Source organism: Agrobacterium vaccinii, from assembly GCF_021310995.1.
Classification (GTDB): domain Bacteria; phylum Pseudomonadota; class Alphaproteobacteria; order Rhizobiales; family Rhizobiaceae; genus Agrobacterium; species Agrobacterium vaccinii.
In genome coordinates this window covers 53972-70882 of the sequence record NZ_CP054152.1, presented here as the reverse complement: position 1 = coordinate 70882, position 16911 = coordinate 53972, and the positions used below count along the sequence as shown (strand labels likewise).

Below are 16911 nucleotides of genomic sequence, written 5' to 3'. Positions count from 1 at the left end.
AGTACGAATGAATACGGAAACCCGCATAGAAATGGCCGCCCGGCTGACTTCAGCATCGGGAATCATTGCAGCACTAGATCAAAGCGGAGGGTCCACCCCAAACGCCTTACGCTCATACGGTATATCCGACACCGCTTATCAGGGCGACGCGGAAATGTTGAAGCTTATCCATGAAATGCGCGTGAGGATAATAACTGCACCCGGATTTTCGAGCGAGCGTGTGATTGGCGCCATCTTATTCGAACACACCATGGAGAACTTCATCGGCGCCAAATCGGTCCCGGCATATCTTTGGGAAGATAGAGGGATCCTATCGTTTTTGAAGGTCGACAGTGGTCGTGAAGCGGAGCATGACGGCGTTCAGTTGATGAAGCCCATGCCAAATCTTGGCAATTTGCTTGAGCGCGCATTTGAAAAAGGAATCCTTGGGACGAAAATGCGCTCGGTCGTGCGTTCAGCGTCCGAAAGAGGGATTTCTGCAGCTGTGAGGCAACAATTTGAGGTGGCCTCGACGATCCTAAAGAACGGATTGATCCCGATTATCGAGCCTGAGGTTCTCGTCGATAGCCCGGATAAGGCGATTGCCGAAGCGATATTGGTCAAAGAAATCCTGAAGAATCTTTCGGAGCTTGCGCATGGAACGCAGGTCATATTGAAGCTTACCCTGCCAACTCAGCCGGATCTCTACGCAGCACTTGTCGAGCATCCCAAAGTTGCTCGAGTTTTTGCCTTGTCCGGAGGCTACAGTCTAAAGGTCGCTTGCGAAAAACTCAGAGAGAACACCGGCGTAATCGGAAGCTTCTCGCGGGCTCTGGTTGAGAATTTACGCGTTTCCATGCGAGACGCTGAATTCGACCGAAATCTCTCTCAAAACATTGAAGAGATATATCTAGCTAGTGCGTAGGAAGGCGAGAACGCGTGACGCGGGGCACCCGAGAATACGACTGAAGACAAAGGTGAATTCGGAGCCCGTTCCCTGTTACATCGACGGCATATTTGCCTTCACGCAACACTCGTCACCTACCGGCAAATGTCTGCGGTTTTAGCTCACACAGTAGTCCATCATCTCGGTTTAGAGAGCCAAGGAGTTGAATAACCTCGAGATTTCAAAAACAAAGAAATGCCGAGAGTTCGAATCTGTTCAAGAGCAGGCTATTACGTCTCTTGCTCAAATTGATTACGCGTCTGGCCAAAAATCTTCCGCTGGCCGTCGGCGGTGGCGAAAGTTGGCTTCTTTGCCTAGCCGGTCGAAGAGCCGCGCCGCCGTCAACCCAATCAGCAGAAGGACGGGGGCGGCCAGCTGCGCTAACCAAATCATCGGCTCTGGCCATTGCAGACACGCAGCAAATATGGCTCCCACCACGGAGGCTGCAAGGGTCAGCAGGAGACTGATCACGGCACCCGAAGCCACCGCTACGATCAAAGCGAAAGTCACAACTATAAGATAGACAACACTGAACATAGGTCTTTCTCGGACTGACGGATAACCGTCCAGCGCGGCTTCCGTAGCTGCTGCGAGCAGCGGACACTCTAAAGAATATGTGATCCGCGTTAACAGCCTGATACTGTAAGCCCCGGCAGTCCTACGTCACATGCCAAGGATTGAGAATACCATCGATGGGTTTCCTCATTTAACTTGTCATCACTTTGGTAGAAGCAATGCCGCAGCAAGAAGCTGGTCGCGATCTCGCAGGCCTTTATTGTAGAGCCTGGCCACTGATACCGTTAGCCTCCCAATCGCGGACGGCTCTCGAACGAGACCTTGCGCACGGGCGACCTCCTTGACGATACTGGCACACAGACGTGCATCTTCTTTTGAGATGAGCTCAGGCATTTCCTACCTCTCAAATTGCCCCCCAGACCGGGGCGGGACTGCAAACTATTTAGAAGTTCAGGTTGGCACAGGCCGACAATGCAGGAATTGCTGACCTGTCGATCGGATATCAGGTCGTCGCACAAATGATCAATCCCTTGGAGCCGGACCTCGGGTCGATTCAGTTCAAGCCGGTTGCTATTCCAGTGGATCGGTTCGGATTTGGCAGATCATAGCGCAAGGCGCCTGTACTCATCTTCCCGTTGGACGCTATCCGCATGGGATTAATGATGTTTCGAGCCGCATTGAGCCTCAACTACAAAGGTGGACAGCACCTCGATTACGATGCTCATAGCGCGCTAGGGAACCTGGTAATTTGGAGCGAAGGAAAAGAGGATCGTTAACTCTGTCCATTCCCTCAGGCTTAACCCAGATGCTGTAGGGTTTGTCCAACGAAAAGGCAGATGGCGCATGATTAGGCAGTCACAATGGTTCGCGAAATGGGGCCTTCCGGCAAGCGTGTCCGCTTTGGTTGGAGCGATGTTACTCGGCACCCTTTACTGGTCTGCCGCCGAAATTGACGAGGTCGCCGTGGAACGGCAGAAGGGTTTGGCCACCCTCATCGTTTCAAAAATCCGATCTTCGGTCGCTCACGATCAAGAGAGTGCCACCGTGTGGGACGACGCCGTCATCAGAACTAAGGACCGTGATCAGGATTGGCTTAACGTGAACCTTGGGCAGTGGATGGACACCTACTTCAGCCATGATGCCGCCGTCGTGCTTTCTGCCAATGGGCTGCCCATCTACCAATATATTTCAAAATCAGCCAGCGAGGTGTCACAGGAAGACCTTCGCTTGGCTTACAGTCCGATGGCGAAACGGCTGCGTGAAAGGATGGCTGCAGGAGACCATGAGGGTGTTTCGGACACGGTACTGTCAATCGGCGAGAGTGATCTGACCTATGTAGGGGAACGACCTGCTGTGGTCAGTGTCAAACCTATTCTGTCTGACACAGGCGAGATCGAGCAGCAGGCGGGCGAAGAGAACCAGCATGTCGCGGTACGGTTTTTGGATCGAGACTTCCCGTCTGAAATAGGTAGCGAATACCAGTTCGCCGAGATGCAGTTCACAACGGAGATGCCACGCGACAAGCGCCACTCCCATATCGCCCTCACCTCGAAGTCTGGAAAGGTGATAGGGTACTTTAACTGGCATCCATTTGAACCGGGCAGGAGCGTTTTGCAGGCAACCCTCCCGGTTATCGGACTTTCCGTCATTGGCATATTCATCGCCGCCAGCCTGGCCGGGCATGGAATCTGGCGACGCTCGGTTAAACTCAATTCCAATCGCCGGGAACTTCAACATTTGGCGCTTCGCGACACTTTGACGGGCCTCGCGAACAGGGGTTATTTTAATAATGAGCTCGCGGGGCGCCTGAGGAAAGCATTGCCTGAGGACGTATTCAGCGTGCTCTTCATTGACCTCGACCGGTTCAAAGCGGTCAACGACACATACGGACATCCAACCGGTGACAGGCTGATTTCTCTCGTTGCTGCGCGAATGAGGGAAATTCTCCCGGACGCTCTGATCGGACGGATCGGAGGCGACGAATTCACCGTCTTGCTCGAGAGGACGAACGCCGACGAGGTCGTCGCCGTCGCAGACAAAATCGTCGCGTGCCTGCGCGAGCCTTTTGAGATCGACGGAGTATATGGCTCCATTGGTGCGAGCGTCGGTGCGGCGATCGCAACAGGTGTAAACGTGGATCCTGTCGAGCTGACGAGGAAGGCGGATATCGCGCTCTATCACGCAAAAGCTGCGGGACGGAATACATATGCATTATTTGGCGATCATATGGACGAACTTCTCCGCACCCGCCGAAAACTGGAGCATGATCTTCGCGAGGCATTGTCAACGGGGACGCAGATTGAGGTTGTTTACCAGCCGGTCTACTGTGCTGACAGCTCGCAACCTTGCTCGGTCGAGGCGCTGGCGCGGTGGAAACATCCAGAGCTAGGCTCTATCGCTCCGGATATGTTTATCCCGCTTGCAGAGGAGATTGGCGTGATCAACAAGATTGGCGCTCATGTCTTGGAGGACGCGTGCAGCCTGATCGCCGGGTTGCCTCCCATCAGTGTCGCCGTGAATGCATCCGCCTCCGAACTCGCTTCTGCTGGCTACCCACTGCGGGTTCTTTCTACCCTGGCCAAATGGGGGATCGAGCCGGCTCGATTGGAAATCGAGATAACAGAAAGCTTGGCCATTAATAGTGAGGAAGAGACCGAGCGAAACATCGCGATGCTGAGAGCGGCAGGGGTAAGATTTGCAATCGACGATTTTGGCACCGGGTACTCTTCGTTCTCAAGGGTTCAAAACGTGACTGTCGACAGGCTCAAGATCGACAAGTCGTTTATCACTGGTATGGGCGAGGGCCGGAACAGCGCGATTGTCGAAGCGATCATCAAGATGGCGCGTGCCAACGGGCTACAAACAACCGCCGAAGGGGTCGAAACCAACCAGCAGAGAGATGCGCTGAAATCGTTGGGCTGCGATAACATCCAAGGGTTTCTGATGTCGCGCCCAATGGCGCGTGCGGACGTTACGGTGCTTCTGCAGATGTCTGCCTTACCACCAAGCAGGACCGACTCTTCTACCGCTTGCTAAGTCGCAGGGGACATGAATGCCGAGGTGCATCGTCGCTGGTTGCTTCGCGTGGAGGCAGCATCATCGGTCCTAAAGGGAAATGTAAGGGTCTATCTGTCCTGAGAAGTGGCCGGCATCCGGCGTAACATTGATGGTCTGTCGGCGTTCGTTGAGACGGCGATCAAGGAGGCGCCTGGCTCTGGCGCGATCTTCAGATTTCACATGAAGCGCGCCTATAGTTGAGCCAATTCGCAAGAGAGGCACGGAAACGTAGAACTTTAGGGTCGTTGGGTGGGGTTAAAGTGCCTCATCAGGGTCTTTGACCGTCTCGCCAAAGGCCGCCACGGTGCGGCACCCGTTGCAGAAGCCGCAATGTAATCTGCTGGACTGGAAGTTATCGGTCGCAAGAAGTCATATTGACCCACAAAGTCATTTTGCTGAAATTACATCATGAGCCGGTTCGAAAAACGAAAAAACCTCCATGATGAATTTTGGACCGTCATCGACTTTGTCACGGCAGTCCGGCTACAGTCGATGAGCTTCCTATTGATGCGCTGACAGAGGACGAGGCAGACGAGATGATCGTGCTTCTCGAAGCCCACCATATTCAAACTGACGGACCGGGAAAATAATCGCTCCCCCACTCGAACGGTAACGCCATGCCAATATATTTTTTCCGGGTCTACGATGAAGACGGCGAGATGATCGACGAGCACGGTGCCGAATTTGCGAATGACAAAAATGCGTGTGTAGAGGCGATGAAGACTGCGCGAGAACTGGCCGCGGACAGAATGATCAACAGTGACGACCTAAACGAAATCTATTTTGAAATTGCGCGCTCGGATAGGTCTTTAATGGACAGGATACCGTTGAATTCAGTGTCCAGAGGTGTGATTGCTGAAGACGCGTAACGCGCTCCCGCTCGACCCATTCAGCCTCTCACCTTTATCCAACTCGGACAGATTGTTGTGGACACCTGCTCGAGAGCGCCTACGATCTTAGCTTCTTTACGAGAATGACCAGGGATAAAAAGAAACAAGCGGAATTTGTCAGGATGATAGGCCATTCGGTGCGCATCACCCCGAATGCGGTCCAGAGCGCAAATCCTGTAACCGTGAGACAGTACATTCCTGTTGAGATTGCCTTCGTATCGTCGGTCCTGACAACCTTGTAGACCTGTGGAACGAAGCTTGACACAGAACACATTGAGGCGAGGTATCCGACCAAAAGAGCAGTATCCAATGAAGGTTTCCTTCGTCACGATGTTGCTATTATGAGGGGACAGCAGGCAGCCTCTCATGCTGATTTTCGATACTATCGACCATTGTTGCTTTGGCGAACGACTAACTTGTTTCTTTGCCCTTTCGGCTGGCCATTATTTCCAAGCCATCAGGTGATGCCCGGGTTTGCATCATAAGCTCGTATTCTCGGACAGCTTGCAGCCAGTGTTCATGATCGCTTCCGTTTATTCGCCCGTTTTCTTCCCAGAGTGCATATGCGCGAGCGCTGACCCAGATATCCCGTTTCTCGTTCATTTGTGCTGCTTGCGTTCCTTTGTTGATATTCGAGCTGGATTGGCAGGCCTCTCAACTGTTTAGCGTCAACAATGTTCCTGAGGCTTGAAGGAACGATTTTCGTTTTTTGCAGCGCTTAGCGAGGATAGCATCAGTCAACGGACGAGGGAGCAAATCACATGATTTGCTGGTCTCTTGGATGTCGAAAGGATTGATCGTTGTTCTTAGGTTGATCCGCACGATCAACCGATTGCGATAGTCAGTCCCGCAAATCTTGCAAGCTGATTGTCATCATCTCCACCGGGTGACCAATTGTCTCTATCCATGCACCAATTGCGGCATGGCACCGCTTCCGCGTCATGTGGCGACAGCGAAGCTGCGCGCACTCGGTGCAGGGGCGGAAATTATCCGCAGAAAGTTAGCGGCTTGATGCTCATCAATGACCTCTCCCTGGAATGGCTGAATGATGAAGCACAGTCCGCCGTCCGAGCTGAAGCGAGGACCTTCTGCCTGCGGATGATCAAGAACGTCTACGGGATCGACTACACTCCCGCCTGGCATTCTGACCTAGATTCGCTGTTGTCGGCGCAGCCGGACAACTGGTTCTCCCGCGAAAGGCAAGGCAGTTTTCTCGTTGTCCGGGACGGAGATGGACACATCATTGCGGCCGGAGGTCTCTACGCGATCGAGAACAAACCTTCCACGAAGGAGCGCCTACGACATCGCTATAGCGACGGCGAAAAGGTATGTCAGATTGTCCGCGTGTACCTTGATTCTAGCGTCCGTCGTAAAGGGCTTGGCACAAAGATTGTGGCGGCCCTGGAGAGCCGGGCATCCGAGTTTAAGTACACCTCGTCCTATCTCCATGCCGATGCTCAGACACCGGAAACACTCGGGTTCTGGAAAAGCCAGGGCTATGGCGCATTCGGCCAATTCTCCTATCCGTCCAACCGTGGAACCGAGACGAGCGTCGATTTCGACAAGCCGTTGCGCTCCGAACGTTGACGAAACGCAAAATCGAGGCTTGATATACGGCTTGTATGCGGCCATTAAAAGCTGAACTTTCAAGCTGTCTGATGAGACTGTTATCCACAGGCTGGTGTGGATGAGGACGTAATTTTCTAACCGCCACCCTCCTAAGAGTTGACGCGACTATCTCCTCATATACTATATCTAGTGTTCGAGGTTCTTCCGATTCGCGTCGGGAGCTAAGACGGGAATACGGTGCGTGATGTCCTTTCTGGACGGAGCAATGCCGGAGCTGCCCCCGCAACTGTAAGCGGCGAGCATCCTCTCAATAGCCACTGGCGCCGGAAGGTTTCGGGAAGGCGAGATGGATGTGACGACCCGTGAGCCAGGAGACCTGCCTCAAACGAATACGTCCACGGGCGGGGTGTCCGAAGGTCGCGAGTCATGTGCGGGATGATCCTGCGCGTGCCGCTTCCCCTGAGCTCCGCATCAACCACTTCGGGGTGAAGTCAATGTCGCATCATTCTAGTCAGTATCCGCGTGAATAGCGGGCCGTAACGCCCGTAGTCGCTTTCGGCTGCCATCCATCCCTGAACTTCCGCATGGGCGTTTCCAACGCCTTATTGATATCGCACGCCTATACAAATTTCACGAGGATCATCATGACCGTTACCGTCTACAGCAAGCCTGCCTGCGTACAGTGCACAGCAACTACCCGCGCTCTTGACCGACAGGGCATCGACTACACCATCGTTGATGTCTCCGAAGACACCAGCGCCTACGACCTGGTTCAAGGGCTTGGGTACCGACAGGTTCCCGTCGTCGTCGCTGGCGAGACCCATTGGGCGGGCTTTCGCCCGGATATGATCAGCACGCTTGCGGCCTGAGCCAGAGCAATGGGTCAGATCGTCTATTTCTCCAGCCGGTCGGAAAACACCCATCGTTTTGTCGGACGACTGGGGATAAGTGCGCGGCGCATTCCCCTCAGTCTTTCCGAGAGCATTCAGGTCGAAGCGCCCTACGTTCTGATCCTTCCCACCTACAGCGGCGAAGGTGGAAAAGGGGCCGTTCCAAAACAGGTAATCCGCTTCCTCAACGATGCGGACAACCGGAAAAACATTCGTGGCGTGATTGCCGCGGGCAACAGCAATTTCGGGGCGACCTACGGGATCGCCGGCGATGTCATCTCCCAGAAATGTCAGGTGCCGTACCTCTACAGGTTCGAGCTTCTAGGCACGGATGAAGACGTCGCGAACGTCAAACACGGATTGGAACGATTTTGGACGCGACCACAATTGAAAAGCCTTTGAAAACATCGGAATCCGAACTGGACTTCCATGCTCTCAACGCAATGCTGAATCTGTACGACGAGCATGGCAAAATCCAGCTTGACAAGGACCGGCTGGCGGCCAAGCAGTACTTCCTTCAGCACGTCAACCAAAACACGGTGTTCTTCCATAACCTGCGGGAAAAGCTCGATTATCTCGTGACTGAGGGTTATTACGAACGTGAGGTTCTGGACCAATATTCGTTCAATTTCGTGCGTGATCTATTCGATCATGCGTTTTCCAAGAAATTCCGTTTCCCAACATTTCTTGGCGCGTTTAAATATTATACCAGCTACACATTGAAGACCTTTGACGGGAAACGGTATCTCGAACGCTACGAAGACCGCATCTGCATGGTGGCGCTGGCGCTGGCGCAAGGCAACGAAGAACTTGCCAGAGACATGGTCGATGAGATCATCGCCGGCCGCTTCCAGCCCGCGACGCCTACATTCCTCAATGCAGGAAAAAAACAACGTGGCGAACTTGTTTCCTGCTTTCTGCTGCGCATGGAAGACAATATGGAATCCATCGCACGCGGCATCAATTCAACGCTGCAGCTTTCCAAGCGTGGCGGCGGCGTTGCCTTGTCACTGACGAACATTCGCGAGGCTGGCGCCCCGATCAAGCAGATCGAGAACCAGTCATCGGGCATCATTCCTGTGATGAAGCTGCTTGAGGACAGCTTTTCCTACGCCAACCAGCTTGGTGCGCGCCAAGGCGCAGGTGCCGTCTATCTTAACGCCCATCACCCCGACATCATGCGTTTTCTCGACACCAAGCGCGAGAATGCTGACGAGAAGATCAGGATCAAGACCCTGTCACTCGGCGTCGTGGTGCCTGACATCACCTTCGAACTGGCGAAGAACAACGAGGACATGTACCTGTTTTCGCCATACGATATCGAGCGCGTCTATGGCATTCCCTTCACCGAGATATCCGTGACGGAAAAATACCGGGAGATGGTCGCGGATGCGAGGATCAAGAAAAAGAAGATAAAGGCCCGTGACTTCTTCCAGGTGATTGCCGAGATACAGTTCGAGAGCGGCTATCCCTACATCATGTTCGAAGACACGGTGAACCGGGCAAACCCGATTGCAGGACGCATTTCCATCAGCAATCTCTGCTCGGAAATTCTGCAGGTCAGCGACGCCAGCGAATATAATGACGACCTCTCCTATAAGGTGATGGGCAAGGATATTTCCTGCAATCTCGGCTCATTGAACATCGCTGCTGCCATGGACAGCGCCGATTTCGGAAAAACAATCGAGACGTCGATCCGGTCGCTCACGGCGGTGTCTGACATGAGCCATATTGCCTCCGTGCCGTCGGTGGAGAAAGGCAATGACGACAGCCACGCCATCGGTCTCGGACAGATGAATTTGCATGGCTATCTCGCCCGCGAGCGCATCTTCTACGGTTCGGACGAAGGCATCGATTTCACCAACATCTATTTCTACACGGTCACCTATCACGCCATTCGCGCCTCGAACCGTATCGCGACCGAGCGCGGCGTCAGCTTCAAAGGCTTCGAGAACTCGAAATATGCGTCCGGTGAGTATTTCGACAAATACACCGAACGCGAATGGCTGCCAGCGACAGAGCGTGTTCGCGAGCTATTTGTGACGGCAGGCATCTCGATCCCAACGCAGGAGGATTGGCTTGCGTTGAAACAAGCGGTTATGACCTCAGGCCTCTATAATCAGAACCTCCAGGCCGTGCCGCCGACAGGATCGATCTCCTACATCAACCATTCGACCTCTTCGATCCACCCGATCGTCTCGAAGATTGAAATACGCAAAGAGGGTAAGATCGGCCGCGTCTATTACCCCGCCGCCTTCATGACCGACGATAACCTCGAATTTTACCAGGATGCGTACGAGATCGGCCCGGAAAAGATCATCGATACCTATGCGGCGGCGACCCAGCATGTAGACCAAGGTCTTTCGCTGACGCTGTTCTTCCGTGACACCGCGACGACGCGCGATATCAACAAGGCGCAAATCTACGCGTGGAAGAAGGGCATCAAGACCATTTATTACATCCGTCTTCGACAGATGGCACTGGAAGGCACGGAAGTGCAGGGTTGCGTGTCATGCGCGCTGTGAACAAGAACGCTTCGAAAGATCAACACATGAACATCGCCGTCAAGCCCGTCAGTCGCACCCGTGCCATCAACTGGAACCGTATCGAAGACGACAAGGACCTCGAAGTCTGGAATCGCCTGACCGGTAATTTCTGGCTGCCGGAAAAGGTGCCGCTCTCCAACGACATCCCATCTTGGGGAACGCTGAAGCAAGAAGAGCAGCAACTCACCATCCGCGTCTTCACTGGCCTGACCCTGCTCGACACGATCCAGAACGGCGTCGGATCGGTCAAGCTGATGGCAGACGCCGCGACGCCGCACGAAGAGGCGGTGCTATCCAACATCTCCTTCATGGAGGCGGTCCACGCGCGTTCCTACTCCTCCATCTTTTCCACCCTGTGCTCGACACCGGATGTTGATGATGCCTATCGCTGGTTGGAAGAGAACGAGTTCCTACAACGGAAATCGGCGCTGATTATGCGCGAATACGACAGCGGCGATCCGCTGAAGAAGAAGGTCGCCTCCGTATTTCTGGAAAGCTTCCTGTTCTATTCCGGCTTTTATCTTCCGATGTACTGGTCGAGCCGCGCCAAGCTCACCAACACCGCCGACATGATCCGCCTCATTATCCGCGACGAAGCCGTGCATGGCTATTACATCGGCTACAAGTTCCAGCGCGCGGTGGACCGTCTTCCTGAACAGAAGCGTCAGGACATCAAGGACTTCGCTTTCGATCTTTTGCTTGAACTCTACGACAATGAGGCAAAATACACCGAAGCGCTCTACGACGGCGTCGGCCTGACGGAAGACGTCAAGAAGTTCCTGCATTACAACGCCAACAAGGCGCTGATGAACCTCGGTTACGAAGCGCTCTTTCCGGCAGAAGCCTGCAAAGTCAATCCGGCTATTTTGTCAGCGCTCTCGCCGAATGCTGACGAAAATCATGACTTCTTCTCCGGCTCTGGGTCGTCCTATGTCATTGGTAAGGCGGTTGCGACAGAGGATGAGGATTGGGATTTCTAAGCTCTTCTAGTATCCGAATAAAGCCGTGATCAAGTCTCGTTTCAAAGGGAGGTGGTGATGGTCCAAATCCACTCAAGGCAGAAAACCGCTTAAAACGGGGTATTGTCACCCATGCACGTGTCGCCAATGAACGTACGCTGTACTGATTAAGGAAAATCCATGTTTGACACCTGCCTCTGGTACAATGAGCCCCTGAACTGGTCGCTCCGCGACAATATGCTGAACGTGAGCACCGACAAAGGTACTGATTTCTGGCGCAAGACCCATTATGGTTTCATCCGAGACAGCGGACATTTCTTCGGCGCGGAATGGAAGGGCGATTTTACCGCATCGGTGCGGGTTCAAGCTCGTTACGAAGCTCTCTATGACCAAGCAGGGATCATGGTCCGGATCGACGAGACCCGTTGGATAAAGTCCGGCATCGAGCTGTCGGATGGGGCGGCCTGCATCGGCAGTGTGGTGACGGTCGATCATTCCGACTGGTCGACCTCCCCGTACGACGGCGATCCCTCGGATTTCTATCTGCGGGTCACGGTTGCTGGTGGCGTGCTTCGACTACAGTTTTCCGCTGACGGCATACGTTGGCCACTTCTACGCCTTTGTCCGTTTCCGGTCGCCCGATCTTACCAAGTTGGTCCCATGTGCTGCACGCCGGAGCGCGAGGGGCTTGAGGTCAAGTTTTCCGAATTTTATATCGGACCGCCGCGCGGCAAGGACCTGCACGACCTGACATAGGTGTGGCAAGCCTTCGTCTTCAGATCATCACTTTCCGCGTCTGCTGCGGCATACTCTGGCTGTGGAGAGATTGGCAAAAATGGTCGCTCCGCTCGTCGAACATTAGATTCTCGCGAAACCAATCATAATCGCGAAAAACGTCGGCAAACCCCGCACTTACTTTCGTTGACGAGAAAATTGCTGCCTGGCTAACAAACTCCACCTAAATCATTATCTCGATGAATAGATGTTGGATTCCATTTAAAGCCTTCAACGCGAAAGTCCGATAATAAAGCATAAAGCAGGAGCGAGGTCGTAGTTGACAGCTATTTGGGTTGGTCGATAAATATTTTACTATCGTCCTCTAGGTATCACTTCCTCCGTGTTCCACAGGATTTCGGGGGCAACCGGCGCACGTAGACCAAACGAGACCATCGCCGCTTCACAAGCACGCGTAAACCGCATCGACGGACCTTCTTTGCCGGCGGCAAGTTTGCTGACGCGCGCTCCCTCCAACAGCATCGATAGCGTATCAGCCAAAAGGTCTGGATCGCTGACACCTGTCGAACGACAGAGATCGGAGAGCCGGGAATGCTGTTCCGCTTTCAATGTTTCAATTATGGCATGCGCCGGATGTCCTTGCTCCTTCAACTCCACCGCAGCATTGGCAAGATCACATCCATAAGGCTCGCTTGAAAGACATTGCGCGCGCATTTTCACCCAGGCCCTAAGCTGAGCCCTCGGATCGCCCGGGTTCTCTGTTTCAAGATCTTCCCAGACTTTCTCAAGCCTTCGAGAGCTATGTTTCAGCGCTTCGCATACAAGATCGTCCTTAGAGCCGAAATGTCGATATAACGTCATCTTGTTGGTCGAGGCGGCTTCAGCGATTGCATCAACCCCTATGCCACGGATCCCATGTTCACGAAACAGTTGACAGGCCGTTGATACGATCCGGTCACGCGGCGCGATTTTCTGCTCGGAGGAGTGTTCAGATTTTTCGGGCTTCATGAGTTTCAATTTTTATCCTGAGGCGGCGTTGACATAGGTGTTACCGGTCGGTAATTATGCAAATGTTACTTACCGGTAACACCCCAAGTGTGAGCCTGTCAAGTAATAGGCCGACTTGAGAGCTTAGGGCGCTGTCGAAAGGAGACCGCGATGAACCACACGACGGACGAAATGACCCTTACTGAAATTTTCGGCGATCCGCTGATCCTTGCAGTCATGCGCGCCGATGGCATTGCGCTGACCGATTTTAGGGATTTGATGTATTCGGCGGCCAGGGCTTTGAAGGCACGAGATGGCAGAGGACTTGTTGGAAGGCGCCAAACGACGAGCCTTGCAGCTTCGTCTAAACGTACACTCGTAGTCACCATGCAGCCGTTGTTCGAGGGTTCCTTTGAGTCGTGCTCCGCGTCTATGTGACTCTAGATGCGGCCCTGTACCGCCTTCCCACACGAGGGGTATGACGGCAAAGCGAATCTGGCGTACATTGAGAATCTTGTGGCACGCCTTGAGCAGGTCCCGAAAATCGCTGCTGCAGATTTCTTTTTCGGGTGCACGCCATGACAGACGTACAGATGTTAAGGGGTGCGTCGTTGGGCTATGCTCATCGAACAATGTGTTCAGGCCGTTCTTCTGGCGGATGATGTTGACCAGGGATCGCTAGGCCGGGTGAATATCCCATTCTACAGTGGCCATGGATAGGACCAAGTGCAGAATTGTTCAATTCCCATTTGGGCTATCTAATCTCGTGCTTCGGCATTTTGGAACCTGTTGCCGAGGGTTGAGTTGAACATGCTCAAAATCTAAAATGCTAGGCAACGTGAGGTGGGGAGGATATCATTTGAACGAATGGCTCGTGTCGATTGGCATTGAACTCAACATCTTACCACATCTTGTCGCGCTCCTTGTGGCATATCTTCTTGCGCTACCCATTGGATGGGACCGTGAACAAAATGAGCGTAGTGCAGGCCTGCGAACGTTTCCGTTGGTCGCGATCGCATCGTGCGGGTTCATACAAGCTGCAGAAACAATCACCGCGGGCAATGCCGAGGCCACTGCCCGTGTGCTTGAGGGCTTGATCAATGGTGTAGGCTTTATCGGCGGCGGAGCAATCCTTGTCGGAAAAATGGGAACACGCGGTACGGCTACGGCTGCAAGCATATGGGCCACAGGTGCTATAGGCGCTGCTGTTGGGTTGGGATCGTATGACACGGCGATAGTGCTGTCGGTTGCCACCTTCGCGACATTGCGGCTGATGACGAACTTCAAGGCTTCAGAAAACCCGGTCCATTTGCCGCTGAACCCGTCAGACCAAGATTGATTGATTTGCGCAGTGGGGCAGCGCGAACCCCAGAGGCTCTGACCGTTTGGTGCGTCGTTGTTGATCACGACGGTTCCCTATCCCGGAATGTTTAAGTCCGGCGTAAGATCTTACGTCTGGTTAGGTCTTACACCTATGGGGAACACTCACTCGAAATTGAGCGATTACGACTGGAACGACGGCGATAAGGCACTTCCCAAGGCTGAGTGGGTGCCGTCGTGCGCAAACATGGTTGATTTGCCGCTCCGCTCATGTTTCAAGGTGCCAAGCTGCGGCAGGATGATGACAGTGACGATGGCAGAGCAGTTTGACATGTTTTCCGAACAGGTGTCTCGCGACCCAGTGACGATGTCACCAACCCTCAAGACGTCCAAGGCCAAGCCATCTGTCGCTCAACTCGACGAAGCCGATATGGTTCGCCACCTTTCGGAAACAGGCCGCTATCGCATCCTCGAGAAACTGACGCACCGCGCCGTGGTGTCGAGCCCGCGGCCTGAATTCCTGCTTAAGGGCATCATTCTCGATACTGAGACCACGGGACTAAATGCTCACAAGAATGAAATTATCGAGATTGGCGTAATAGCCTTCACCTTCGATTCCTCAGGTTGCATCGGTGATGTCACTGGGGTCTATGGCGGACTTCGGCAACCCTCTATGCCGATTCCTGAGGAAATCATTAAACTAACTGGTATCACCGATGAGATGGTCGCCGGACAATCCATCGACATGGATACATTGCGTGCGATGATCGAACCGGCTGATGTGTTGATCGCCCACAACGCCGGATTTGATAGACCGTTTTGCGAGGCACTTTCTCACCTGTTCTCAGAGAAAGCCTGGGCATGCTCAAACTCCGAGGTTAATTGGGCATCGCGCGGATTTGAAGGCACCAAACTAGGCTACCTAATCGCGCAAGCAGGCTATTTCCATGACGGTCACCGCGCTATCGACGATTGTTTTGCGCTTCTGGAAATTCTAGCTCGGCATGTCGATGGGCATTCGTCGACGGCCTTTGCCGAACTCTATGAAGCGAGCCAGAAATCGTGTGTTCGTATATTCGCCGAAAACAGTCCGTTTGATATGAAGGAGTACCTAAAAGCTCGAGGCTATCGCTGGTCTGACGGAAGTGATGGTCGCCCTAAAGCCTGGTGGATCGAGATCGGCGAGGAGGCCGTTGATGAGGAGCTGCGGTATCTAAAGTATGAAATCTACCGTTACGCCGATGCAGACCCACCCATTAGACGCCTGACGGCCTACGACCGCTTTCGAGCCTGAGCAGACGGACCGTATTCAAGACAAAACATCGGATTACAATTCTAGACATTCAGAGTGCGACACTCTTGTCCAGGGCTGAAGAAACATCGCCGTCCAACGTTGTTTAATTGTGCTTCAAAGAAATTGTCTGTTACGTTTCCGCTTGGTTCAAAGGCCTAAATCAAGCTGTGGTGCTTTTGCGCAGTTTGCATTTAGCGAGGAAAGTGTCACGCCCAAAAGGCGTACCGGGCGTTTAAATGGGAAGACCGAGGCTAGCAACCCGTCGGCGATGTTGAGAATTGTCGAAACGCTCAAAAGACCTAAGCCCAGCGTTTTGCTTCGTGTTGCCTGGGTAAAATCCGAATATTTGATTTTGACGGTCACGGTCTTTCCGGTGATGTCGTGCGCTTCGCAGTACCGCCAGACCTTTTCGGCCAAAGGGCGCAGTTCGGCTTGAGCAAGATCGAGCGCGTCGATGTCCTCGACAAACGTATCTTCGGCGCCGACGGATTTTCGGACGCGGTTGGCTTTGACCTGCCGCTCATCAATGCCTCGGGCGATACCGTAGAAGTATGGACCTGACTTTCCGAAATGTTGTTGCAGGAATGTGAGTGGTTTTGATTTCAGATCCAAACCCGTTTCGATGCCATGTCGTTTCATCCGCTCTGCCGTGGCGGGGCCAACCCCGTGGAATTTCTTCACGGGCAGGGCCTCGACAAAGCCTGGGCCATTCTTCGGCGTGATCACGGCCTGGCCGTTGGGCTTGTTCAGGTCGCTCGCCATTTTCGCCAGAAACTTATTGTACGAGATTCCAGCAGAAGCATTGAGCCCGGTCACCGCCTTGATCTTGGCGCGGATTTCCAGTGCTATTTCGGTAGCGATCTCCATGCCTTTCAGGTTCTCGGTAACGTCGAGATAAGCCTCATCGAGTGACAGCGGTTCGATGACGGGTGTGTACTCCGCAAAAATTTCGCGGATTTGCTGTGAGACCTGACGGTAGACCTCGAATCGAGGAGGCACGAAAATCAGATCAGGGCATTTTCGCTTGGCAGTAATCGATGGCATGGCTGAATAGACGCCGAAGGCTCTTGCCTCGTAACTCGCGGCCGCCACAACACCGCGGGCAGCAGATCCCCCGACCGCCAGCGGCTTGCCACGCAGCTCTGGATTGTCACGTTGTTCGACGGAGGCGTAGAACGCATCCATATCCACGTGAATGATCTTGCGAACGGGGTGCATGTCAG

The 16911-nt window shown here is 53.6% G+C and carries 16 protein-coding genes, 1 pseudogene and 1 riboswitch; of the genes and pseudogenes, 13 read left to right on the top strand and 4 right to left on the bottom strand.

Features of this window, described 5'->3' with window-relative positions; all coding sequences use genetic code 11:
* Nucleotides 1-7: 7 nt before the first annotated feature.
* The 3 genes from HRR99_RS22580 (at nt 8) to HRR99_RS22570 (ending at nt 5367) form a co-directional block, all read left to right on the top strand.
* Complete coding sequence (locus HRR99_RS22580; protein WP_233125111.1) at nt 8-904, top strand: fructose bisphosphate aldolase; 897 nt, start codon at nt 8-10, stop codon at nt 902-904.
* Between the two features lie 1449 nt (nt 905-2353).
* Nucleotides 2354-4477 carry a putative bifunctional diguanylate cyclase/phosphodiesterase gene (locus HRR99_RS22575; protein ID WP_233125110.1) on the top strand — a complete coding sequence of 708 codons (2124 nt, stop codon included), beginning with the start codon at nt 2354-2356 and terminating at the stop codon, nt 4475-4477.
* Nucleotides 4478-5157: 680 nt separating this feature from the next.
* Nucleotides 5158-5367, top strand: a complete 210-nt coding sequence (locus HRR99_RS22570) for a DUF6894 family protein (RefSeq protein WP_233125109.1) — start codon at nt 5158-5160, stop codon at nt 5365-5367.
* Nucleotides 5368-5446: 79 nt separating this feature from the next.
* On the opposite strand, the gene HRR99_RS22565 is transcribed toward HRR99_RS22570, so the two are convergent.
* Nucleotides 5447-5662, bottom strand: a complete 216-nt coding sequence (locus HRR99_RS22565) for a SemiSWEET family sugar transporter (RefSeq protein WP_233125114.1) — start codon at nt 5660-5662, stop codon at nt 5447-5449.
* A gap of 137 nt (nt 5663-5799) precedes the next feature.
* Nucleotides 5800-5991 (bottom strand): DUF2934 domain-containing protein, encoded by a 192-nt coding sequence (locus HRR99_RS23315; protein ID WP_350225200.1) that lies wholly within the window; start codon nt 5989-5991, stop codon nt 5800-5802.
* A 295-nt stretch (nt 5992-6286) separates the two neighbouring features.
* On the opposite strand from HRR99_RS23315, the pseudogene HRR99_RS22560 reads away from it, so the two are divergent.
* The 7 genes and pseudogenes from HRR99_RS22560 to HRR99_RS22530 form a co-directional block, all read left to right on the top strand.
* Nucleotides 6287-6400 (top strand): annotated as a pseudogene (locus tag HRR99_RS22560) (methionine synthase); the annotation flags it as partial.
* Complete coding sequence (locus tag HRR99_RS22555; protein ID WP_233125113.1) at nt 6400-6975, top strand: GNAT family N-acetyltransferase; 576 nt, start codon at nt 6400-6402, stop codon at nt 6973-6975. The pseudogene HRR99_RS22560 and the gene HRR99_RS22555, both read left to right, overlap by 1 nt.
* A 161-nt stretch (nt 6976-7136) precedes the next feature.
* A riboswitch (cobalamin riboswitch) is annotated at nt 7137-7355 on the top strand.
* 246 nt (nt 7356-7601) lie between these two features.
* Nucleotides 7602-7826, top strand: coding sequence for a glutaredoxin-like protein NrdH (gene nrdH / locus HRR99_RS22550; RefSeq protein WP_111839607.1), 225 nt, complete (start codon nt 7602-7604; stop codon nt 7824-7826).
* 9 nt (nt 7827-7835) lie between these two features.
* Nucleotides 7836-8249, top strand: a complete 414-nt coding sequence (nrdI, locus tag HRR99_RS22545; protein WP_233125108.1) for a class Ib ribonucleoside-diphosphate reductase assembly flavoprotein NrdI — start codon at nt 7836-7838, stop codon at nt 8247-8249.
* 41 nt (nt 8250-8290) lie between these two features.
* A complete protein-coding gene (gene nrdE, locus HRR99_RS22540; RefSeq protein ID WP_422387377.1) occupies nt 8291-10372 on the top strand; it encodes a class 1b ribonucleoside-diphosphate reductase subunit alpha in 2082 nt (693 codons plus the stop codon).
* Between the two features lie 26 nt (nt 10373-10398).
* A complete protein-coding gene (gene nrdF / locus HRR99_RS22535; RefSeq protein WP_233125121.1) occupies nt 10399-11373 on the top strand; it encodes a class 1b ribonucleoside-diphosphate reductase subunit beta in 975 nt (324 codons plus the stop codon).
* Between the two features lie 159 nt (nt 11374-11532).
* Entirely contained in the window at nt 11533-12108 is a 576-nt protein-coding gene (locus tag HRR99_RS22530) for a DUF1349 domain-containing protein (RefSeq protein ID WP_233125106.1), read from the top strand.
* A gap of 333 nt (nt 12109-12441) precedes the next feature.
* Here HRR99_RS22530 and HRR99_RS22525 read toward each other — a convergent pair whose 3' ends face one another.
* Complete coding sequence (locus HRR99_RS22525; RefSeq protein ID WP_233125120.1) at nt 12442-13095, bottom strand: TetR/AcrR family transcriptional regulator; 654 nt, start codon at nt 13093-13095, stop codon at nt 12442-12444.
* 150 nt (nt 13096-13245) lie between these two features.
* Between HRR99_RS22525 and HRR99_RS22520 the strand changes: the two genes are divergently transcribed.
* The 3 genes from HRR99_RS22520 to HRR99_RS22510 all read left to right on the top strand — a co-directional run bounded on the left by HRR99_RS22520 (nt 13246) and on the right by HRR99_RS22510 (nt 15688).
* Nucleotides 13246-13512: a hypothetical protein gene (locus tag HRR99_RS22520; protein WP_233125105.1), complete on the top strand. Its 267-nt coding sequence runs from the start codon at nt 13246-13248 to the stop codon at nt 13510-13512.
* A gap of 421 nt (nt 13513-13933) precedes the next feature.
* Complete coding sequence (locus HRR99_RS22515) at nt 13934-14413, top strand: MgtC/SapB family protein (protein WP_233125104.1); 480 nt, start codon at nt 13934-13936, stop codon at nt 14411-14413.
* A 294-nt stretch (nt 14414-14707) separates the two neighbouring features.
* Nucleotides 14708-15688, top strand: coding sequence for a 3'-5' exonuclease (locus HRR99_RS22510; RefSeq protein WP_422387376.1), 981 nt, complete (start codon nt 14708-14710; stop codon nt 15686-15688).
* Between the two features lie 147 nt (nt 15689-15835).
* On the opposite strand, the gene dinB is transcribed toward HRR99_RS22510, so the two are convergent.
* On the bottom strand, nt 15836-16873 hold the full coding sequence (gene dinB, locus HRR99_RS22505) for a DNA polymerase IV (RefSeq protein WP_422387375.1): 1038 nt from the start codon (nt 16871-16873) through the stop codon (nt 15836-15838).
* Nucleotides 16874-16911: the final 38 nt, after the last annotated feature.